Here is a 22598-nt window from a genome sequence, read left to right as displayed (position 1 = left end):
CTGCTCGCGATGGCGGAGTGTCAGTCATTGCATCTGGTGACTGATTCATCGCTATCGCGAGCAGGCTCACTCCTACAAGGTTTTGTGTCGCGGAGTTAGACGCCCAGGTAATCCAGGATCCCTTCAGCGGCATTGCGGCCTTCGAAGATCGCCGTTACCACCAGGTCAGACCCGCGAACCATATCGCCACCGGCGAAGATTTTCGGGTTGCTGGTCTGGTGTTTGTACTGACCTTGTTCCGGCGCCACAACGCGGCCCTGGCTGTCGGTCTGGATGCTGTGCTGTTCGAACCACGACGCCGGACTTGGGCGGAAACCGAAAGCGATGACCACGGCGTCGGCCGGGATAATCTCTTCGGAACCCGGGATCGGCTCGGGGCTACGACGGCCGCGTGCATCCGGTTCGCCGAGACGCGTCTCGACCACTTTCACACCTTCGACGCGATCTTCGCCAACAATGGCAATCGGCTGGCGGTTGTAGAGGAATTTCACGCCTTCTTCCTTGGCGTTCTTCACCTCTTTACGCGAACCTGGCATGTTCGCTTCGTCGCGACGATAGGCGCAGGTCACCGATTTGGCCCCCTGACGAATCGACGTACGGTTGCAGTCCATCGCCGTGTCACCACCGCCCAGCACCACCACCTTCTTGCCTTTCATGTCGACGAAATCTTCCGGCGACTTTTCAAAGCCCAGGTTGCGATTGACGTTGGCGATCAGGAAATCGAGCGCGTCATGCACGCCCGGAAGGTCCTCACCGGCAAAACCGCCCTTCATGTAGGTGTAGGTGCCCATGCCCATGAACACGGCATCGTATTCTTCGAGCAACTGCTCGACGGTCACGTCCTTGCCCACTTCGGTGTTCAGGCGGAACTCGATGCCCATGCCGGTGAAGACTTCGCGACGATTGCTCAGCACGGTCTTTTCCAGCTTGAACTCGGGGATGCCGAAGGTCAGCAGACCACCGATTTCCGGGTTCTTGTCGAACACCACCGGCGTCACGCCGCCGCGCACCAGCACGTCGGCACAACCCAGGCCAGCCGGGCCCGCGCCGATGATGGCAACGCGCTTGCCGGTCGGTTTGACCTTGGACATGTCCGGGCGCCAGCCCATGGCGAACGCGGTGTCGGTGATGTACTTCTCGACCGATCCGATGGTTACCGCGCCAAAACCGTCGTTGAGGGTGCAGGCACCCTCGCACAGACGATCCTGCGGGCACACCCGGCCGCACACTTCCGGCAGGGTGTTGGTTTGGTGCGACAGCTCGGCGGCCTGAAGGATGTTGCCCTCGGCCACCAGTTTCAGCCAGTTTGGAATGAAGTTGTGCACCGGGCACTTCCATTCGCAATACGGATTACCGCAACCCAGGCAGCGGTGGGCCTGATCGGCCGAATGCTGGGGTTTGAAGGGTTCGTAGATCTCCACGAACTCTTTCTTGCGTTGACGCAACAGTTTCTTCTTCGGATCTTTGCGCCCGACCTCGATGAACTGGAAGTCGTTATTCAGACGTTCAGCCATTGTTAAAACCTCATCAAACTCTTCAGGCGCATATCACTGCGGGTTGGCACGGGTGCTGGAAAGCAACGATTTCAGGTTGGCAGCCTTGGGCTTGACCAGCCAGAAACGGCGCAGATAGTCATCGAGGTTTTCAGCGAGGTTACGACCCCATTCGCTGTCGGTTTCCGCGACGTATTCGTCCAGCACGCGCTGCAGGTGGCTGCGATAGGCTTCCATCGCTTCGCCGCTGATCCGCTGGATTTCCACCAGTTCGTGGTTGACCCGGTCAACGAAGGTGTTGTCCTGGTCGAGCACGTAGGCGAAACCGCCGGTCATGCCTGAGCCGAAGTTGTAACCGGTCTTGCCCAGGACGCAGACGAAACCACCGGTCATGTACTCGCAGCAGTGATCGCCCGTGCCTTCCACTACGGTGTGAGCACCGGAGTTACGCACCGCGAAACGTTCGCCCGCGGTACCCGCGGCGAACAGCTTGCCGCCCGTGGCGCCGTAGAGGCAGGTGTTGCCGATGATGGCACTGTCCTGAGTCTTGTAGATGCTGCCCTTGGGCGGAACGATGACCAGTTTGCCGCCGGTCATGCCTTTGCCGACGTAGTCGTTGGCGTCGCCTTCCAGGTACATGTTCAGGCCGCCGGCGTTCCACACACCGAAGCTCTGACCAGCCGTCCCTTTGAAGCGGAAGGTGATCGGCGCGTTCGCCATACCTTGGTTGCCGTGCTTGCGCGCGATTTCACCGGAGATCCGCGCGCCGATCGAACGGTCGCAATTGCAGATATCCAGTGCGAAATCGGCACCGCTCATGTCGTTGATAGCCGAAGTGGCCATATCGACCATTTTCTCGGCCAGCAAACCTTTGTCGAACGGCGGGTTGCGGTCGACCTGGCAGAACTGTGGCTTGTCTGCCGGGATGTGATCACTGCCGAGCAACGGAGTCAGATCAAGGTGCTGCTGCTTGGCGGTCTGGCCTTCGAGGATTTCCAGCAGATCGGTACGGCCGATCAGCTCTTCGAGGGACCGCACGCCCAGTTTGGCCAGCCACTCACGGGTTTCTTCGGCGACGTAGGTGAAGAAGTTCACCACCATGTCGACGGTGCCGATGTAGTGATCCTTGCGCAGCTTCTCGTTCTGAGTCGCGACGCCGGTGGCGCAGTTGTTCAGGTGGCAGATACGCAGGTATTTGCAGCCCAGCGCGATCATTGGCGCGGTGCCGAAACCGAAACTTTCAGCGCCGAGAATCGCAGCCTTGATCACGTCGAGGCCGGTTTTCAGGCCGCCGTCAGTTTGCACCCGGACTTTGCCGCGCAGGTCGTTGCCACGCAGGGTCTGGTGGGTTTCGGCCAGGCCGAGTTCCCACGGTGCGCCCGCGTATTTGATCGAGGTCAGCGGCGATGCACCGGTGCCGCCGTCGTAGCCGGAGATGGTGATCAAGTCCGCGTAGGCCTTGGCCACACCGGCGGCGATGGTGCCGACGCCCGCTTCTGCTACCAGCTTCACCGAGACCAGGGCCTTCGGGTTGACTTGCTTCAGGTCGAAAATCAGTTGCGACAAATCTTCGATCGAGTAGATGTCGTGGTGCGGCGGCGGCGAGATCAGCGTCACGCCTGGCACTGCGTAACGCAGCTTGGCGATCAAACCGTTCACTTTACCGCCTGGCAGCTGACCGCCTTCGCCGGGCTTGGCACCCTGAGCGACTTTGATCTGCAGCACTTCAGCGTTGACCAGGTATTCCGGTGTTACACCGAAACGGCCGGTTGCCACTTGCTTGATTTTCGAGCTTTTGATGGTGCCGTAACGGGCCGGGTCTTCGCCGCCTTCTCCGGAGTTGGAACGCGCACCAAGGCGGTTCATGGCTTCGGCCAGGGCTTCGTGAGCTTCCGGCGACAAGGCGCCCAGGGAAATGCCCGCGGAGTCGAAGCGCTTGAGCACTGATTCCAGCGGTTCGATCTCGCTGATGTCCAGCGGCGTGTCCAGGGTTTTGACCTTGAACATGTCGCGGATCATCGACACCGGTCGGTTGTCCACCAGCGAGGTGTATTCCTTGAACTTGCTGTAGTCGCCCTGCTGCACAGCGGCTTGCAGGGTGTTGACCACGTCCGGGTTGTACGCGTGATATTCGCCACCGTGGACGAACTTCAGCAAACCGCCCTGCTGGATTGGCTTGCGCGGGCTCCAGGCTTCGGCGGCCAGGGCTTTCTGCTCGGCTTCGATGTCGACGAAACGTGCACCCTTGATGCGGCTCGGCACGCCACGGAAGCTCAGGTCACACACTTCTTCGGACAGACCGATGGCTTCGAACAACTGCGCACCACGGTACGAAGTGATGGTCGAGATGCCCATCTTCGACAGGATCTTGAGCAGGCCTTTGGTGATGCCTTTGCGGTAGTTCTTGAACACCTCATAAAGGTCGCCCAGCACTTCACCGGTACGGATCAGGTCGCCCAGCACTTCATACGCGAGGAACGGGTAAACGGCAGAGGCGCCGAAACCGATCAACACGGCGAAATGATGCGGATCACGTGCGGTCGCGGTTTCCACGAGGATGTTGGAATCGCAACGCAGGCCTTTTTCGGTCAGGCGATGGTGCACCGCACCAGTGGCGAGCGAAGCGTGGATCGGCAATTTGCCTGGACCGATGTGACGGTCACTCAGCACCACCTGGGTTCGACCGGCACGCACGGCTTCTTCAGCCTGATCGGCTACGTTGCGGATCGCCGCTTCGAGGCCGACGCTTTCGTCGTAGTTGAGGTCGATGATCTGGCGTTCGAAGCCCGGACGATCGAGGTTCATCAGCGAGCGCCACTTGGCCGGGGAAATGACCGGCGAACTGAGGATCACACGCGAGGCGTGTTCCGGCGACTCCTGGAAGATGTTGCGCTCGGCACCGAGGCAGATCTCCAGCGACATGACGATGGCTTCACGCAGCGGGTCGATCGGCGGGTTGGTGACCTGCGCGAACTGCTGGCGGAAATAGTCGTACGGCGTGCGAACACGCTGGGACAGCACGGCCATCGGCGTATCGTCGCCCATGGAGCCTACGGCTTCGTAGCCTTGCTCGCCCAGCGGACGCAGCACCTGATCACGCTCTTCGAACGTGACCTGATACATCTTCATGTACTGCTTGAGTTGATCGACGTCGTAGAACGCTGAACCGTGGTCGTTGTCCTCCATGGTCGCCTGGATGCGCAGGGCATTCTTGCGCAGCCATTGCTTGTACGGATGACGGGACTTCAAGCGATTGTCGATGGCGTCGGTGTCGAGGATCTGGCCGGTTTCAGTGTCCACGGCAAAGATCTGGCCCGGGCCCACGCGGCCCTTGGCGATCACGTCTTCAGGCTGGTAGTTCCAGACACCGATTTCCGAGGCCAGGGTGATGAAACCGTTTTTGGTGGTGACCCAACGCGCCGGACGCAGACCGTTACGGTCGAGCAGGCACACCGCATAACGACCGTCGGTCATTACCACGCCGGCCGGGCCATCCCACGGTTCCATGTGCATCGAGTTGTATTCGTAGAACGCGCGCAGATCCGGGTCCATGGTTTCGACGTTCTGCCACGCAGGCGGAATGATCATCCGCACGCCACGGAACAGGTCGATGCCACCGGTAACCATCAGCTCCAGCATGTTGTCCATGCTCGAGGAGTCGGAACCGACACGGTTGACCAGCGGGCCGAGCTCTTCGAGGTCAGGCATCAGGTCGTTGGCGAACTTGGTGCGACGGGCCACAGCCCAGTTGCGGTTGCCGGTGATGGTGTTGATCTCGCCGTTGTGCGCCAGGAAGCGGAACGGTTGAGCCAGCGGCCATTTCGGCAGGGTATTGGTGGAGAAGCGCTGGTGAAAAACGCAGATCGCGGTTTGCAGGCGCTGGTCGCTCAGGTCCGGGTAGAAGGCGGTGAGATCCGCCGGCATCATCAGGCCTTTATAAATGATGGTCTTGTGGGAAAAGCTGCAGATGTAGTGATCGCTGTCAGCGGCATTGGCCACCGACGAACGACGACGGGAACTGAACAGCTTGATCGCCATGTCCTGATCGCTCAGGCCTTCACCGCCGATGAACACTTGTTCGATCTGCGGCAAACGCTCCAGCGCCAGACGGCCGAGAACGCTGGTGTCGATTGGCACTTTGCGCCAGCCGATCAGCTGCAGGCCAGCGGCCAGGATCTCGCGGTTCATGTTCTCGCGAGCGGCTTCGGCTTTCACCGGGTCCTGGTTGAAGAAGACCATACCCACGGCATACTGCTTGGGCATTTCGACGCCGAACGTTTCCTGGGCGATGGCTCGCAGGAATACGTCCGGCTTTTGAATCAGCAGACCGCAACCGTCACCGGTTTTGCCGTCGGCATTAATCCCACCGCGGTGGGTCATGCAGGTCAGGGCCTCGATGGCCGTTTGCAAAAGGGTATGACTGGGCTCGCCCTGCATATGGGCTATCAGGCCGAAACCGCAGTTATCCTTGAATTCATCTGGTTGGTACAGACCTGCTTTCATAGACACTTTCTCACCAGGCTGCCTCTTTTCGAGGCAAATTTCTTTTCAATTCAACCACTTACCATCCGCGCCGAACGTACGCCAGCTTTGCGGGGGCAAAAGGGAGGTCATTGTACACACCGACACAGGGGCTCACAAATTTGACGACGAACTGTCGTAAATCTATGTCGCATTTGTGAATGGTTTAAAGCGATATGCTGTGCTAGTCAAAACATTTTTAATGTTGACCGCTACGACTCAAAGACTACTGTGACGCAGACACCACAAGGCACGCGGTCTGTAGAGACGGCGCGCACTCGTAGAATTTTGAGGTGCTTGGAGAGGCGGCCTGGGTAAGGCCGCCGAATCTTCAGCGAGTTGTTGCCAGTTCTTGTTGGACGCTGGCGACAGTACGAGGCCAAGGTTTACCAGCCTGAACCTTCGCTGGCAAGGCCTTGATGGCGGTAAGGGCTGCATCGCGGTTGGCGAAGTTACCGTAAGTGATGACGTAAAGCGGCTTGCCGTTGAGCACTTTCTTGAAATAACGGTACTCGCCGCCCTGCTCTTTCACGAAGTTTTGCGCGGACGCTTCCGAGCTTGTGCCGAGGATTTGCACCACGTAATTACCCGGAGCCTGACCGGCGTACCAGGTGCCACCCGCGGCCTTGGCCACAGTCACCGGTTTTTCGGCAGGTTTGGCAGCAGCAGTGGCGGCAGGTTTGGCTGGCGCTGGAGCGGGCTTGGCAACAGGTGCCGGAGCGGGCTTGGCAGTTGCGATCTGAGTCGGAGCAGGCTTGGCCGCTGGCGTCGGCGCAGGGCCCGGCTGAATGCCAGCAGGTGGCGCCGTCGTGGTCACGGTCGGCGGGGTAGCGCTGGAGCCTTCTACCGGCACGCCATCGTCGCCTTCGGTGATGCCGCCGGCCGCTTCGGCCAGTGGACCGCGCATGACCGGTTGCGAGTTGCCGACCAGTGGCAATGGCATCGGTTGCGAGTTACCCGCGAATTCAACGGAAGGATTACCGCTGCTGTTGGTTTGTGGCGCGCCCTCGCCGAGCGGCAATTGTGCTTGCTCGTTGGCAGGAGCGCCTGTGGTTGGTGCTTTGCTGCGACCTGGCATCAACCAGGCGGCCGCTACCGCGACCACGACTACGGCGGAAATCGCCAATACGTGTTTCTTCGGCATAGTGAACCCCATACTTGGACGCTTGACCGCTGAGCGGCTGGCAATCATGGCTTCGATCATTGCATCGCGGGCAACCTGGTTGATGTTGCCAGGCCAACCGTCGGAGCTTTCATGAATATCAGAGATCTGATTAGCGGTGAAAAGTTCGATACCCCGACCCGCGCCTTCAAGCCGCTGGTCCAGATATTCACGGGTTTCTTCTTCGGTGTAAGGCTGCAACTCGATGACGTGGAACCGCTCTTCTTCGAGGCTCAACTCATCGAGCTGTGCAATCAGCGAAGACTCGCCAAACAGGAACACATGCGGACGACCTTCCGGGGCGCCAGCGGCCAGGGCCAGCAGGGCTTCCAGGGCGGATTCGTCAAGCTGCTCGGCGTCATCCACCAGCAGGTAGACTTCCTGCCCGGTGAGTGCCAGCTGAACCACCTGGGCCAGAATCGCATTGATTTCAGGCTGAGCAACGTTAAGCGCTTGAGCCACCTGACGCAGCACCCCCGCAGCATCGCCGGCGCCACGGGCGGAAACCACCACGCTCTGCACTGACTGCTTGTTGGTGCTGGCCACCAGGGCCTGACGCAACAGGGTCTTGCCACTGCCTTGAGGGCCGGTGACCACCAGCAGCAACTGGCTGTAGCGGGCCAGGTGATGCAGTTGTCCCAGCACCGGTTTGCGCTGGGCCGGGAAGAATTTGAAGCCAGGCACCCGAGGAGCAAAAGGGTCGTGACTCAACTGGTAATGGCCGAGGAAAGCCTCGTCGGCGTGCAAACTAGTCATCGGGATCTTATTAACCTTTAAGCTGAGCCAGGGCGCGGTAATCCGCTCCCAGCGTGGCCTGTAGAACCTCTTTCGGATAATCGTCGGTCACCACCGCTTCGCCCATGTGGCGCAGCAGCACCAGGCGCAAACGACCGTCGATCACTTTCTTGTCAATTGCCATATGTTCGAGAAAATCAGCTTCAGTCATTTCCTCAGGCGGGATGACCGGCAGACCGGCGCGCTGGAAAAGACGAATGCCACGATCGCGTTCTTGCTCGCTGATCCAGCCCAGGCGGGCAGACATCTCCAACGCCATTACGGTGCCAGCAGCGACCGCTTCACCATGTAGCCACACACCATAGCCCATATGGGTTTCGATGGCGTGGCCAAAGGTGTGGCCGAGATTCAACGTGGCACGAACACCCGTTTCCTTCTCGTCGGCACCGACTACTTCGGCTTTTGCCTCGCAGGAACGCTGGATAGCGTAAGTCAGGGCGGTCTGATCCAGGGCACGCAGTCGATCGACGTTTTCTTCAAGCCAGGTCAGGAACGGCTCGTCGCAGATCAACCCGTATTTGATAACTTCTGCCAGACCGGCGGAGAGTTCGCGCGCAGGAAGGGTATTGAGCGAAGTGGTATCGATCAGGACCACGTTCGGCTGATAGAAAGCGCCGACCATGTTCTTGCCCAATGGATGGTTGATGCCGGTCTTGCCGCCCACCGAGGAATCGACTTGCGACAGCAGCGTGGTCGGGACCTGAATGAAATCGACACCGCGCTGATAGCAGGCAGCCGCAAAACCGGCCATGTCACCAATCACTCCTCCACCGAGGGCAATCACTGTGGTGCGGCGGTCGTGCCGTGCGGTCAGCAGACCGTCGAAGATCAGTTGCAGGGTTTCCCAGGTCTTGAAGGCCTCGCCGTCGGGCAACACCACGGAAATCACCGAGAACTGCGCAAGGCTGCGGGTCAGACGTTCGAGATAGAGCGGCGCAACAGTCTCGTTGGAGATAATCGCTACTTGCCGCCCGCGAATATGCGGGACCAGCAGCTCAGGCTGATCCAACAAACCTTCGCCAATATGAATCGGGTAGCTGCGCTCGCCTAGATCGACCTTGAGTGTCTGCATGTGTCCCCACAGTAAAGATGGAATCAGGCGTCCTGCCTTGAGTTTTCGAATGTCCACGGCCTCTGCTGGTGTGACGCCGCTCTGTAGCCATCCGCCACACACGTGAGCGGCCGTGACAGGACGCCGAGGATAGCGCATTTCGTGCCGTGCTTTAACGGGGAGGTAGCTGCTGCAAGCGCTCGAGAATATCGAGCACCACCATCCGCGGCGGCCGCTCATCGGTTTCCACCACGAGGTCGGCAATCTCCCGATAAAGCGGGTCGCGGATCGCCAGCAGATCCCGAAGAGTTTTGGCTGGATCGGCGGTGCGCAGCAAGGGTCGATTGCGGTCCCGAGCCGTGCGCCCTACCTGCTGCTCAACCGAGGCATGCAGATAGACCACCCGACCACCGGCGTGCAGTGCCCGACGATTGGCTTCACGCATGACTGCGCCGCCGCCGGTCGCCAGCACCACGCCATCGCACGCGCACAGCTCGGCGATCATCGCCTGCTCGCGGTCACGAAAGCCCGGTTCGCCTTCCTTATCAAAAATCCATGGGATATTGGCGCCCGTGCGCAATTCAATTTCCTTATCGGAATCTTTGAACGGCAGGCGCAGCTCTTTGGCCAGCAACCGGCCGATGGTGCTTTTTCCAGCGCCCATCGGTCCTACAAGAATCAAATTTCGCACAGAATCAACGACTCACAGCAATCGCCTGGTTATTCATGATACGCGGAGTGAGAAACACCAACAGCTCGGATTTTTTCTCCGAAACCACGTCACGCCGGAAAAGGCGGCCAAGATACGGCACATCGCCGAGAAATGGCACCTTATCTACAACCTTGCTCTGAGTATTTGAGAAAACGCCACCGATCACGATGGTCTCGCCGTCGTTAACCAGCACCTTGGCGTTGACTTCGTTTTTCTTGATGGGCGGTACGTCCTGCACCTTGTTCAGGTAATCCGGCTCGTCCTTGGTGACCTTGACCTCCATGATGATCCGGTTGTCCGGCGTGATCTGCGGCGTCACCTCCAGTGACAGCGAGGCTTCCTTGAACGACACCGACGTCGCACCGCTGGAGCTGGCTTCCTGATAGGGAATTTCGGTGCCCTTGAGGATTTTGGCGGTTTCCTTGTCGGACGTGACCACCTTGGGTTGCGAGACGATTTCGCCGTTACCGGTCTTCTCCATCGCCGTGAGTTCAAGATCGAGCAGAACATTGTCGGTGATAAAGGCGATGCCGATACCCGAAGTATTAGCGGCGGCGCCCATGTCGACGAACGGCGAATTGGTGCTGGTGCTGCCCGGTGTGCCGATGGTCGACGACGCATTGGCGCCGTTGTTGCTCACGCCAGAGGTATTCCAGTTGCCCTTGTTCTGCACCGAACCGCCCCAGCGCACGCCCAGGCTCTTGTCGTAGTCGACGTTGGCTTCGACGATCCGCGCCTCGATCATCACCTGACGCACGGGAATATCGAGCTGCGCGACGATACGGCGCAGCTCGTCGAGTCTTTCCTGAGTCTGATAGGCGATGATGTTGTTGGTTCGCTCATCAACCGTGATCGAGCCCCGTTCGTCAATTTTGGCATCCGCACTGGTCACCGACTGGAACAACTTGGAGATATCGGCAGCCTTGGCGTAATTGACCTGCAACAGCTCGCGACGCAGAGGGGCCAACTCGGCGATCTGCTTCTGCGACTCCAGCTCCTGACGCTCGCGGGCAGCGATTTCATCGGCTGGCGCGACCAGCAGAACGTTGCCGATCTTGCGTTTATCCAGCCCTTTGGTTTTCAGCACCAGGTCCAGCGCCTGATCCCACGGCACATTCTGCAAGCGCAGGGTAATACCGCCCTGCACCGTGTCACTGGCCACCAGATTGAGGTTGGTGAAATCGGCGATCAGTTGCAGCACCGAGCGCACATCAATGTCCTGGAAATTCAACGACAGCTTTTCACCGGTATAGGCGAACCGCTCGGCATTACGCTTTTGCAGGTCGTCCACGGTCATCGGCCGGATGCTGACGGTCAGTTTGTTATCGGTCTGATAAGTCGAATAATCAAAGGCGCCGCTGGGTTCAATACTGATTGTGGCGCGATCACCCGTGGCGCTGGCGTTGACGAACTGTACCGGCGTTGCGAAATCCTTGACGTCCAGGCGAACCCGCAACGGCTCGGGAAGCTGGGTTCTGGCGAAACCGAGGACGATCTTGCCGTCACGCTCCTGAATGTCCGGGGCGATGGACGGGTCGGAAAGATCGATGACGACATTGCCCTCGCCTTGCGTACCGCGCTGGAAATCCACGCCACGGATGGCCTTGCCAACAGGTGCGTAGGTTTTCGCGGGAGCCGGGGTCGGCGTAGCGGCACGCGGTGCGCTGGTCGCCGGTTTCGACGCCACTTTAGTCGCCCCTTGCCCCACCACTACGAACAGATTATTGCCTTCGACCCGCGACGTGTAAGGCGTCAGCTGCGTCAAATTGATGATGAGCCGCGTACGGTCCGTGGTTTCCACCACTGTCGCACTACGGGCATTGCCGCCGCCCAGGTCACGGGTCTTGCTGGTCAGCTTGTTGGCGACACCGGGCAGGTCCAGCGCAATCCGTGCGGGTGACTCAGTCGTATAACCCTTGGGTGCCGGGGGCGCGCCATCGAACGACAGCTTCAACTCGACGCGGTCTCCCGGCAGAGCAGCCACATCGAGTGCCTTGAGATTGGCGGCTTGAACCATCGGCGAAAGCAACGCTATCCATAGCGAAATACCGAAGGTTGAGAAAATCCTGTTCATTGTTCGAATCCCACTATGAGTGCTCTTTCAAAGGGATGGTCCGGGGCCGTTCCAACCAGGCGCCTTCGCCATCGGGAACAATTTCGACCACATCGACTTGCGAGCCGCTGATGGCGACGATTCGCCCATCGTTACGTCCCAGATAATCGCCGACTTTCAACCGATGCACTCCGCCTGCCCCGCGCAACAGCGCGAAGGAGCCACCTGCATTGGATATCGTGCCGACCATTTCAAACTGCTCGATGTTGAAACCTTCGAGGTACTGCTTGACCCGAGCGGGGTCGGGTTTGACGTTACGCGAGCCGTGCTTCTGGCCGGCCAGGTCAATTCTGACCTGTCGGGAAAACGGGCTGCGAAGATTGGCCGCGCTATAGGTGAACGTCGGATAGGACTGAAACGTCGGCGCGGGTTCAATCTTGCCGGGTGGTCGCAGACGGACCTCGTTCATGTAGGCATCGAGATCGCTGACGTCATCGCCTCTGCCACAACCGGCCAGGCAGAGCAGCATGGCAAACATTGATAAGCAACGAATCGGGCTCACTTTTGCAGCCCCTTGTCGTTGTAGCGGTATGTCTTGGCCAGAATGCTCATGCGCAGCTTCGTTCCGCCGTCTGGATTCGCCGGGGCAATGTCGAAGTCATGCAGCGTGACAATTCGCGGCAATCCCGCCACGCCGCTGACAAATGTGGCCAGGTCGTGATAGGCGCCGGTGACGGTGATCTGGATCGGCAGTTCGATGTAGAACGGCTGGGTGACCTCCGGCAACAGCTTGATTTCTTCGAACTCCAGTCCGCTGCCGAGGCCCGTGCGCGTGATGTCTTCCAGCAAGCCGGGGACTTCAGTGTCGCTCGGCAATTGCCGCAACAGCACGCCAAAGGAGTTTTCCATCTCCTTCATCTGCTGGGTGTACAGCTCAAGATTCGCCGCCATGCGGGCTTTGCTCGCGAACTGCTCCTTTAGCGTCGACTCTTCCTCGCGTTTGGACTCGAGCTGACTTTCCAGATCGCTGATGTAAAAGTTGTAACCCAGTGCCAGCACCAGAACCATCAGCAGAGCACCTGCCACCGCTTTAATGGCCGGTGGCCAGGAGCCCATGTTGTTGGTATCGAGGTCGTTGATATCGATATTGCGTAACCCGGCGAACCATTCGGATGGGCTCATCGGTCGCCCTCCACAACCGCCGGCTGAGTCTGACGAACCGTCAACTGAAAGACATTCGCCTGGTCCAACTGACCTGCAGTGTTCGCCTTGACCTCGGTGAGGCTGGGTGCATCGAACCAGTCGGAGGCATCGAGATTACGCATCAGGTCCGACACGCGATTGTTGGATTCTGCCGCACCGGTGATAGACAAGGTCTTGCCGACCATTTTCACCTCGGTGAAATACACCCCGTCCGGCAACGTACGAGCCAGCTGATCAAATACCCGACCACTGATCGGTCGGTTACCCTGCAGATCCTGAATGATGCGCATACGCTCGACCAATTGCTGGCGCCGAGCCTTGAGATCACTGATCTGCTTGATGCGTTCGTCGACAATGGCAATCTGCTTGCTGATGTAGTCATTACGCGCAAGTTGCCGATCGATGGCGCTATTGATCACCTGATCCGCCAACAGCACTGCGCCTATAGAGCCCACCAGTACAACGACAAGGCTCCACAGGAAGCGTTTGCGGCGTTCTTCTCGCAGTTCTTCACGCCAGGGGAGTAGATTGATCCTTGCCATCAGTCGAAACTCCTGAGCGCCAGACCGCAGGCGATCATCAGTGCCGGCGCATCACTGGCCAGGGCACCGGCGTTGACCTTGCTGCTCAGGGTCATGCTGGAAAACGGGTTGGCAACCTGGGTGGGCGTGGCCAATCGCTGCTCGATCAATCGATCAAGGCCCGGCACCGACGCAGTCCCGCCGGCAAGGAGGATGTGATCGACCGAGTTGTACTGCCCGGAGGCGAAGAAAAACTGCAGTGAACGCGAAACCTGCTGCACCAGCGCATCACGAAACGGTTGCAATACCTCGCTGACGTAATCGTCCGGCAAACCGCCCTGCTTCTTCGCCAAACCTGCCTGCTCCAGGCTCATGCCGTAGCGACGCTGGATTTCTTCGGTCAGCTGACGACCACCGAACAATTGCTCACGGGTGTAAATAATTCGTCCATTGCGCAGCACGCTGAGGGTCGTCATCGTCGCGCCAATGTCGACCACAGCCACGGTCAATTGCTCCTGGGAAGCGGCCAGCTGGCCTGTCAGCAGGCCGAAAGAACGTTCCAGCGCATAGGCCTCGACATCGACCACTCGCGCCGTCAGCCCGGCAAGGGCCAGCACCGCTTCACGCACTTCGACGTTTTCTTTGCGACAGGCGGCCAGCAGGACAGAGACCCGCTCAGGATTGCGCGCGGAAACGCCCTGCACTTCAAAGTCGATGGCGACTTCATCCAACGGATAGGGGATGTATTGATCTGCCTCGATCTTTAGCTGGTTCTCCATTTCTTCATCGGAGAGCCCGGCATCCATTTCGATCGTCTTGGTGATCACCGCTGAACCGGCGACCGCGACCGCAACATTCCTGAGGCTGGTCTTGGCCTTGATCAGCACGCGAGACAATGCCTGCCCGACACCCTCGAGCTCAGCGATGTTTTTCTCGATTACAGCATTGGCAGGGAGAGGTTCGACAGCGTATGCCTCGACCCGATAGCGCTCGCCTTGACGGCTTAACTCCAGAAGCTTCACTGACGTGGAGCTGATGTCGATCCCCAGAAGCGTATTGGCCTTTTTATTGAAGAGTCCTAGCACTACCAATTCCCTATGACTATCCGTGAGTTACGGACTCTGTAATGTCCATTGCGTTCAACCCGCCCGTCTTGACAGCAAGCGCAAATGACGCCTCTGACGGAAAAATGCTTATAATGCCCAGCGATTTTTTACTGCTTTTTACTTCAAGCTCGGGTGTGCTCCTGTTCAGTCAACCCTGATGCCTAATTCATTCTTTGCCCTGGATATCCAAAAGCCTTGATTCGTCTGCTGAAATTTTTCGGTTGGTCCATCGTCGCCGTTTTCTGCGGACTGCTTCTGGGTCTGAGTGGCGCTTATCTTTACCTTAGTCCCGGATTGCCGTCTGTGGAGGCGCTGAGAAGTATTCAGTTGCAGATTCCTCTACGGGTATACAGCAGCGACGACAAGTTGATCGCAGAATTTGGCGAAATGCGCCGGACTCCGATCCGCTTCGCCGACATTCCGCCAAATTTCATTAATGCGTTACTAAGTGCTGAAGACGACAATTTTGCCAACCACTACGGCGTCGACCCTGGCAGCTTGATGCGTGCCGCCTCTCAGCTGGTTAAAAGCGGTCACATCCAGTCCGGCGGCAGCACCATCACCATGCAGGTGGCGAAGAACTTCTTCCTGACCAGCGAACGCAGCTTCTCCCGCAAGACCACTGAAATTCTCCTGGCCTTGCAGATCGAAAGGCAGCTGACCAAGGACGAGATCCTTGAGTTGTATGTCAACAAGATCTACCTCGGCAACCGTGCCTACGGTATCGAAGCCGCCGCACAGGTTTACTACGGCAAGTCGATTCGTGACGTGAGCCTTGCGCAGATGGCGATGATTGCCGGCCTGCCGAAAGCCCCGTCGCGCTTCAACCCGCTGGCCAACCCGGCTCGTAGCAAGGAACGTCGCGACTGGATCCTCGGGCGCATGTACAAGCTGGGCAAGATCACCGAAGCCGACTACACCACCGCGATCAACGAGCCGCTGAACGCCAGCTACCACGTGCCAACCCCGGAAGTGAACGCACCCTACATCGCTGAAATGGCCCGCGCCGAAATGGTCGGCCGCTATGGCAGTGATGCCTACACCGAAGGCTTTCGCGTAACTACCACGATCCCAAGCAATCTGCAGGAAATGGCCAACACCGCCCTGCACGAAGGCCTGATGACCTACGATCAGCGTCACGGCTACCGTGGCCCTGAATCGCGTCTGCCGGGCAAGACTCGCGAAGCCTGGGCAACCGAGCTGACCAAGCAACGCACCATCAGCAGCCTCGAGCCCGCCATCGTTACTCTGGTCGACAAGAACGGCCTGCAGGTGATGACGCGCACCGGTGACGAACACGTCAGCTGGGACACAATGAAATGGGCTCGCCCCTTCCTGAACACCAACAGCATGGGCCCCAATCCCAAGCAGCCGGCGGATGTTGCGCAGGTCGGCGACCTGATTCGCGTGCAGCGCCAGCCGGACAATTCGCTGAAGTTCAGCCAGATCCCGCAGGCTCAAGGCGCATTGGTTTCTCTGGACCCACAGAACGGGGCCATTCGCTCGCTGGTCGGTGGGTTCGCCTTCGAACAAAGTAACTACAACCGCGCCCTGCAGGCCAAGCGCCAGCCGGGTTCGAGCTTCAAACCGTTCGTTTACAGTGCTGCACTGGACAATGGCTACACCGCCGCCAGCCTGGTGAACGACGCGCCGATCGTGTTTGTCGACGAGTACCTGGACAAGGTCTGGCGCCCGAAGAACGACACCAACACCTTCCTCGGTCCAATCCGTCTGCGTGAAGGGCTGTACAAGTCGCGCAACCTGGTTTCGATTCGCCTGGTACAGGCCTTGGGCGTCGATCGCACCATCGACTACATCAGCAAATTCGGCTTCAACAAGCAGGATCTGCCGCGCAACCTGTCCCTGGCGTTGGGCACCGCGACCCTGACACCGATGGAAATCGCCACGGGCTGGAGCACGTTTGCCAACGGCGGCTACAAAATCACGCCGTACATCATCGACAAGATTGAAAGCCGCAACGGCGATACGCTGTTCGTCGCCAACCCGCCGAGCGTTCCGAAAGGCAATGTCGCCAGTGACGGCATTGCTGCCGCTCCGGTGGCTAACGCATTCACGGTCAACGCGACGCCGGAGGACGCCTCAACTGCGCCGCCAGCGACTCAAGCACCTGCCGTAGCCGAACGCATTGTCGATGGCCGCACCACTTACATCCTCAACAGCATGCTTGAGGACGTGATCAAGCTCGGTACCGGACGTCGCGCACTGGCGCTGGGCCGTCCTGACATTGCGGGCAAGACAGGCACGACCAACGAATCCAAAGACGCCTGGTTCTCCGGCTACAACGCCGATTACGTGACGACCGTCTGGACCGGCTTCGACCAGCCTGAGAGCCTGGGTCGCAAGGAGTTCGGTGGCACCGTGGCACTGCCGATCTGGATGAACTACATGGCCGCTGCCCTCAAGGACAAGCCGCCGCACACGCTACCAGAGCCGGAAGGTATCCTGAGCCTGCGGGTAGACCCGGTCAGCGGCCGCGCGGCCTCTCCTGGCACCCCTGGCGCCTACTTCGAGCTGTTCAAGGCCGAGGACACGCCTCCTACGGCCAGCGAGCTGGGCAACGGCAATGCGCCGGGCAGCCCGCTGCCGGCCGATGAAGCAGCGCCGATCGATTTGTTCTGATCGGGTAGCGCAATGCGAAAAGCCCCGCCTTCGAAAGAAGAGCGGGGCTTTTTTGTTTCCGAAATAACCCGGCACCTGTAGGAGCTGTCGAGTGAAACGAGGCTGCGATCTTTTGACCTTACTCCTGAAAAACAGGATCAAAAGATCGCAGCCTCGTTTCACTCGACAGCTCCTACAAGGGATCGCAGGCAAAAAAAAGCCCCGACTCACAAGAGCCGGGGCTTTTTTGCTTGAAGCGTTACAACGGCTTAGCCGTTGAACACGTCATCCACGCTTTTCAGCGGGTAGTTCTTCGGATACGGCAGGGTTGCAACACCGGTCTCGATGGCGGCTTTAGCCACGGCATCGGAGATCACGGTGATCAAACGCGCATCCATTGGTTTCGGGATGATGTACTCACGACCGAATTCCAGCTTGATGCCGCCGTAGGCGTCGCACACTTCCTGAGGTACTGGCAGTTTGGCCAGTTCACGCAGGGCGTTGGCAGCAGCCACTTTCATTTCTTCGTTGATGCGCTTGGCGCGAACGTCCAGGGCACCGCGGAAGATGAACGGGAAGCCCAGTACGTTGTTGACCTGGTTCGGGTAGTCCGAACGGCCGGTGGCCATGATCACGTCGTTACGGGTGGCGTGCGCCAGTTCCGGGGAGATTTCCGGATCCGGGTTGGAGCACGCGAACACGATCGGGTTAGGCGCCATCGACAGCAGGCCTTCAGCGCTCAGCAGGTTCGGGCCGGACAGGCCAACGAACACGTCAGCACCGGTCAGTGCGTCAGCCAGGGTGCGCTTCTCGGTCGCGTGAGCGAACACAGCCTTGTACTGGTTCAGGTCGTCACGGCCGGAGTGGATAACGCCGGTACGGTCAACCATGAAGATGTTTTCGATGTTGGCGCCCATGCTCACCAGCAATTTCATGCAGGAGATGGCAGCTGCACCGGCACCCAGGCAGACGATCTTGGCGTCAGACAGGGTTTTGCCAGCGATTTCCAGGGCGTTGATCATGCCGGCCGCGGTCACGATAGCGGTGCCGTGCTGGTCATCGTGGAATACCGGAATGTCGCACTGTTCGATCAGAGCGCGTTCGATCTCAAAGCACTCAGGTGCCTTGATGTCTTCCAGGTTGATGCCACCGAAGGTGATGGAGATACGCTTGACGGTGTCGATGAAGGCTTGCGGACTTTCGGAGTCGACTTCGATGTCGAAAACGTCGATGCCGGCAAAGCGCTTGAACAGCACGCCTTTACCTTCCATGACTGGCTTGGACGCCAATGGACCGAGGTTACCCAGGCCAAGAATCGCGGTGCCATCGGAAATGACTGCAACCAGGTTGCCTTTACCGGTGTATTTGTAGGCCAGCTCAGGATCGCGAGCAATTTCGCGTACTGGTTCGGCTACGCCGGGGCTGTATGCCAGCGACAGGTCGCGGGCAGTAGCGGTGGCCTTGGTGAGCTCGACGCTCAGCTTACCTGGACGAGGATGGGCATGATATTCGAGAGCGGCAGTTTTCAAATCAGACATGGGGGCATTCCGCTTTTACTGTTGGACAGACTGGTCAGCGAGGATACGCGCCTCGCAAAGTCCCCACAAGACTGACCAGTCACCCCTGTCAAGCGCCCGGCCCTACGACTTTGGGCCAAGAGCCGCGGAACACAAGGGATAGACTGTTCACAATCCACTTAAAAAATGTCTACAATTTTTTCTTATGGAGTTGTCCATAGCATGACGGGGTCCGTCAGCGGCAACAACCAACGCGCCTGGCCTTCTTTCAACCCACCACGTCGCGAACGGTCGAGCACCCAGCCACGCGCCTCGATTTGCCTGCCTTTCAGTTTTTCCAGAGACGCCACATCGAACTGCTTCAGCAGATTGGGTGCAACGCGCAATACAACCGAATCCTGCAACTCGATCCAGACTCCGCCACGATTACGCTGCACCTTGGTCACGCGGCCGCTGACAACCGCAAACCCTGAAGTGTTGATTTGCTCAACTTTGAGTACCGGTGACTGGCGCCATATCCCCAGCCTGGCCTGACGTGCAATGCGCTCAGCCGCTTGCTGACACTTGGCCAGGTCGACATTCGGCGCCACAGCCACCTGGAAACCCAGACCTTCGGCAAGCATCTGCGCTTCCAGGTTGGCACCATCAGCGCCATAGAGGTGGGCCAGAGTGCGGCCGTAGCGATCTTTGCTCTCTTTACCAGGAAGCAGACCGAGCTGTCCGTCGCTGGCTGCCACCAGGGATTCCAGGCGTTTGCGCGCTGCAACAGCGAACGGCTCGTCTGTTCGGCCCTTCTTGCCCAGCTCCGGCGTATTCAAACCGATCATTCGCACGCTGCGGCCATCGCTGAGCCGTAATGTGTCGCCATCCACCACCCGCTGTACCTTGACGGACGTCAGGCCGCTTGGCGCCGGGCAATAAGCCTGGGCAGCCGGGAACCAAATCGCGGACACAAAAAAGGCGCCCGCAAGGGACGCCTTTTTCAACAGCAAGGAAAAGCCCAAGGGGCTCTTCAACCTTACTCTGCAGCAGCTGGAGCTTTCTTGCCGAAAGCACCGAAACGGTCTGCGAAGCGCTGTACACGGCCGCCAGTATCCAGAGTCTTCTGCTTACCGGTGTAGAACGGGTGGCACTCGTTGCATACGTCAGTACCCAGTGGCTTGCACAGGTTCGAACGAGTTTCGAACTTGTTACCGCAGCTGCAAGTTACTTCGATGGTTTCGTATGCTGGATGGATATCGGCTTTCATGGTGTATTCCTCAGGCTAGTGTGCCGCCACTCAACACTATTGTTGAATACCGCACATAATTAGGCCGCGGATTCTACCAGACAATGATAATCGCGCAAGCTGTCGCTTCTACCGACCGTCTGCTAGGCTCCCGACCCTAATACCGTCCCTTTGGGAGCAAACTGTGGCGAGGGGATTTATCCCCATTGGGTCGCAAAGCGGCCCTGAATCTGTGATTACGGTGCTTCAGAAGAACCGTGCTCACCGGGTTTGCGACTGCTTCGCAGCCGAACGGGGTGGTGCGGCATTCCGATAAATCCCCTCGCCACAGTTTGCGCCTTCAGGTCTTGTAAGACCCTGCTGTTATTAGCTGCTTATCGAGAATCCTCCGCGTGCCCGACGCCATTTTGCGCCTCGCCCTGCCCTCGCCGCTGCGCCGCCTGTTCGATTACCGTGCTCCAGCCGGGGTCCTGCGTGCCCAGCTGCAACCGGGCATGCGTTTGCGGGTACCGTTTGGCCGCCGGGAGATGATCGGGATTCTGGTAGAGGTCACCGACACCAGCGAAGTGCCAGTGGAAAAGCTCAAGCCGGCCATCGCCCTGCTCGACGCCACACCGCCGCTGCCTCCGGCCTTGTTCAAGTTGTGCCTGTGGACCTCTCAGTACTACCAACACAGCCTCGGCGACACCTTGAGCTGGGCGCTGCCGGTACTTCTGCGGCAGGGTGAGCTGGCTGAAGCGCGCCAGGAGCGCTTCTGGTCCGCCGCGCCCGGCGCCAGCCTCGATGACCCGCGCATCGCTCGCGCCCCGCGCCAGCGTGAAGCGCTGGCAACCCTTGCCCAGCATCCCCACGGCGTCGCCCATCAGTTGCTGAGCAAGCTGATGCTGAGCAAAGACAGCCTGGACTTGCTGCTGGCCAAGGGCCTGGTGCAGGTAGAGATCCGCAAGCACGCCCCCGGCGCGCGGCATGAGCACTGGCTGGCTCAGCCAGAATTGCCCCTCAATCCCGAACAACGCGCTGCATACGAGGCCATTCGTGCCGGGTTCGACAGTTATCACGCTTTCCTGCTCGCCGGCGTGACAGGCAGCGGCAAGACAGAGGTCTATTTACAACTGATTCGCGAAACCCTCGAGGCCGGCAAGCAGGCACTGGTACTGATTCCAGAGATCAACCTTGGCCCGCAAACGCTGGCGCGCTTTGAACAGCGCTTCAATGCGCGCATTGCGCTGATCCACTCGGCCGTGAACGACCGCGAGCGCCTTGAAGCCTGGCTCGCCGCCCGCGATGGCGACGCCGACATCATTATCGGCACGCGCTCAGCATTGTTCACGCCGATGAAAAACCCCGGCCTGATCATCATCGACGAAGAACACGACGGTTCGTACAAACAGCAGGAAGGCCTGCGCTACCACGCCCGCGATCTGGCGCTGGTGCGCGCGCGGCAGGAAAACATCCCGATTGTCCTCGGCTCCGCGACGCCCTCCCTGGAAAGCCTGCACAACGCCTACACCGGCCGGTACGGGCTCCTGCGCCTGAACGAGCGAGCTGGCGGTGCCAAGCAGCCACGTTTCCTGCGCCTGGACGTAAAAAGTCGTCCACTGGACAGTGGTATTTCCGGGCCGATGCAGCAGGCCATCGGCCAGACGCTTGCGGCGGGGCAACAAGTGCTTGTGTTCCTCAACCGCCGCGGATTTGCCCCGACACTGCTGTGCCACGATTGCGGCTGGATGTCCGAATGCCAGCGCTGTGATGCGCGAATGACCGTGCACCAGCGTTCCGGCGAGCTGCGCTGCCACCATTGCGGCTACGTTGAGCGTGTGCCCCGGCATTGTCCGAAGTGCGGCAAAGTCGACTTGCGGCCCGTGGGAGCCGGCACCGAGCGTGCCGAAGAGCGGCTGGCGATTCTGTTTCCGGACGTGCCGGTACTGCGGGTGGATCGCGATAGCACGTCGCGCAAAGATGCGATGAATCAGTTGTTCGCAACCATCCAGAAGGGCCATCCATGCATTTTGGTGGGCACGCAGATGCTTGCAAAAGGGCACCATTTCCCTCGGGTGACCCTGGTGTCGATCCTGGATGCCGATGGCGGGCTGTTCTCCGGCGACTTCCGCGCCAGTGAGCGCATGGCGCAATTGATTGTTCAGGTGGCTGGCCGCGCGGGCCGGGCTGAAGAGCCGGGACGAGTGATTATCCAGACGCACCTGGCTGATCATCCACTGCTGGTGCAACTGACCGAGCAGGGTTATTTCGCCTTTGCCGAACAGGCGCTCAGCGAGCGTCGATCGGCGGGTTTGCCGCCATTTGCGCATTTGGCGCTGCTGCGGGCTGAAGCGCACAAGCCAGGACAGGCTGAGGGGTTTCTCGATGAGGCCTGCAGCGAGGCCGAAAGGTTGCTGGCCGAACAGAATCTGACCGGAATTGAGCTGCTTGGGCCAGTGCCGGCTCCCATGGAACGTCGGGCCGGGCGCTATCGCGCGCAGCTGCTGTTGCAGGCGACAGCGCGGGCGCCGCTGCATCGATTACTCAGCAATTGGTTGCTGGTGTTGGAGCAGATGCCGAGCGGGCGGGCGGTTCGCTGGTCACTGGATGTTGATCCCGTCGATCTGTATTGATAGTG

Annotated in this window: 15 protein-coding genes; 2 read left to right on the top strand and 13 right to left on the bottom strand. The window is 59.3% G+C overall.

Annotated features, from left to right (window positions below):
* Positions 1-95: 95 nt before the first annotated feature.
* The 10 genes from ACA063_RS01875 to ACA063_RS01830 form a co-directional block, all read right to left on the bottom strand.
* Complete coding sequence (locus ACA063_RS01875) at positions 96-1514, bottom strand: FAD-dependent oxidoreductase (RefSeq protein ID WP_045061932.1); 1419 nt, start codon at positions 1512-1514, stop codon at positions 96-98.
* Between the two features lie 33 nt (positions 1515-1547).
* Complete coding sequence (gltB, locus tag ACA063_RS01870) at positions 1548-5996, bottom strand: glutamate synthase large subunit (RefSeq protein WP_497664564.1); 4449 nt, start codon at positions 5994-5996, stop codon at positions 1548-1550.
* A gap of 349 nt (positions 5997-6345) precedes the next feature.
* Positions 6346-7932 carry an AAA family ATPase gene (locus tag ACA063_RS01865; protein WP_194691665.1) on the bottom strand — a complete coding sequence of 529 codons (1587 nt, stop codon included), beginning with the start codon at positions 7930-7932 and terminating at the stop codon, positions 6346-6348.
* Positions 7933-7942: 10 nt separating this feature from the next.
* Positions 7943-9043 carry a 3-dehydroquinate synthase gene (gene aroB, locus ACA063_RS01860; RefSeq protein ID WP_497666457.1) on the bottom strand — a complete coding sequence of 367 codons (1101 nt, stop codon included), beginning with the start codon at positions 9041-9043 and terminating at the stop codon, positions 7943-7945.
* 151 nt (positions 9044-9194) lie between these two features.
* A complete protein-coding gene (gene aroK / locus ACA063_RS01855) occupies positions 9195-9713 on the bottom strand; it encodes a shikimate kinase AroK (protein ID WP_032830073.1) in 519 nt (172 codons plus the stop codon).
* A 4-nt stretch (positions 9714-9717) separates the two neighbouring features.
* The gene (locus ACA063_RS01850) at positions 9718-11808 is read right to left on the bottom strand and encodes a type IV pilus secretin PilQ (protein ID WP_497664563.1); all 2091 of its coding nucleotides are present in this window, start codon (positions 11806-11808) and stop codon (positions 9718-9720) included.
* Between the two features lie 13 nt (positions 11809-11821).
* Complete coding sequence (locus ACA063_RS01845) at positions 11822-12349, bottom strand: pilus assembly protein PilP (RefSeq protein WP_497664562.1); 528 nt, start codon at positions 12347-12349, stop codon at positions 11822-11824.
* Positions 12346-12969, bottom strand: coding sequence for a type 4a pilus biogenesis protein PilO (pilO, locus tag ACA063_RS01840; protein ID WP_497664561.1), 624 nt, complete (start codon positions 12967-12969; stop codon positions 12346-12348). Before pilO ends, ACA063_RS01845 begins: the two co-directional genes overlap by 4 nt.
* A complete protein-coding gene (locus tag ACA063_RS01835; protein WP_497664560.1) occupies positions 12966-13532 on the bottom strand; it encodes a PilN domain-containing protein in 567 nt (188 codons plus the stop codon). Before ACA063_RS01835 ends, pilO begins: the two co-directional genes overlap by 4 nt.
* Positions 13532-14596, bottom strand: coding sequence for a pilus assembly protein PilM (locus tag ACA063_RS01830; RefSeq protein ID WP_497664559.1), 1065 nt, complete (start codon positions 14594-14596; stop codon positions 13532-13534). Before ACA063_RS01830 ends, ACA063_RS01835 begins: the two co-directional genes overlap by 1 nt.
* A gap of 219 nt (positions 14597-14815) precedes the next feature.
* On the opposite strand from ACA063_RS01830, the gene ACA063_RS01825 reads away from it, so the two are divergent.
* Entirely contained in the window at positions 14816-17257 is a 2442-nt protein-coding gene (locus ACA063_RS01825; protein WP_497666456.1) for a penicillin-binding protein 1A, read from the top strand.
* Between the two features lie 248 nt (positions 17258-17505).
* Here ACA063_RS01825 and ACA063_RS01820 read toward each other — a convergent pair whose 3' ends face one another.
* The 3 genes from ACA063_RS01820 to rpmE form a co-directional block, all read right to left on the bottom strand.
* Entirely contained in the window at positions 17506-18774 is a 1269-nt protein-coding gene (locus ACA063_RS01820; protein ID WP_497664558.1) for a malic enzyme-like NAD(P)-binding protein, read from the bottom strand.
* A 182-nt stretch (positions 18775-18956) separates the two neighbouring features.
* Complete coding sequence (locus tag ACA063_RS01815; protein ID WP_497666455.1) at positions 18957-19745, bottom strand: thermonuclease family protein; 789 nt, start codon at positions 19743-19745, stop codon at positions 18957-18959.
* Between the two features lie 26 nt (positions 19746-19771).
* The gene (gene rpmE, locus ACA063_RS01810; RefSeq protein ID WP_008080648.1) at positions 19772-20002 is read right to left on the bottom strand and encodes a 50S ribosomal protein L31; all 231 of its coding nucleotides are present in this window, start codon (positions 20000-20002) and stop codon (positions 19772-19774) included.
* Between the two features lie 371 nt (positions 20003-20373).
* On the opposite strand from rpmE, the gene ACA063_RS01805 reads away from it, so the two are divergent.
* The gene (locus ACA063_RS01805) at positions 20374-22593 is read left to right on the top strand and encodes a primosomal protein N' (RefSeq protein WP_497664557.1); all 2220 of its coding nucleotides are present in this window, start codon (positions 20374-20376) and stop codon (positions 22591-22593) included.
* Positions 22594-22598 lie beyond the last annotated feature (5 nt).

This window comes from Pseudomonas sp. LBUM1643 (assembly GCF_059716215.1).
The sequence above is the reverse complement of the archived record's forward strand: the minus strand, read 5'-3'. Positions and strand labels throughout refer to the sequence as shown.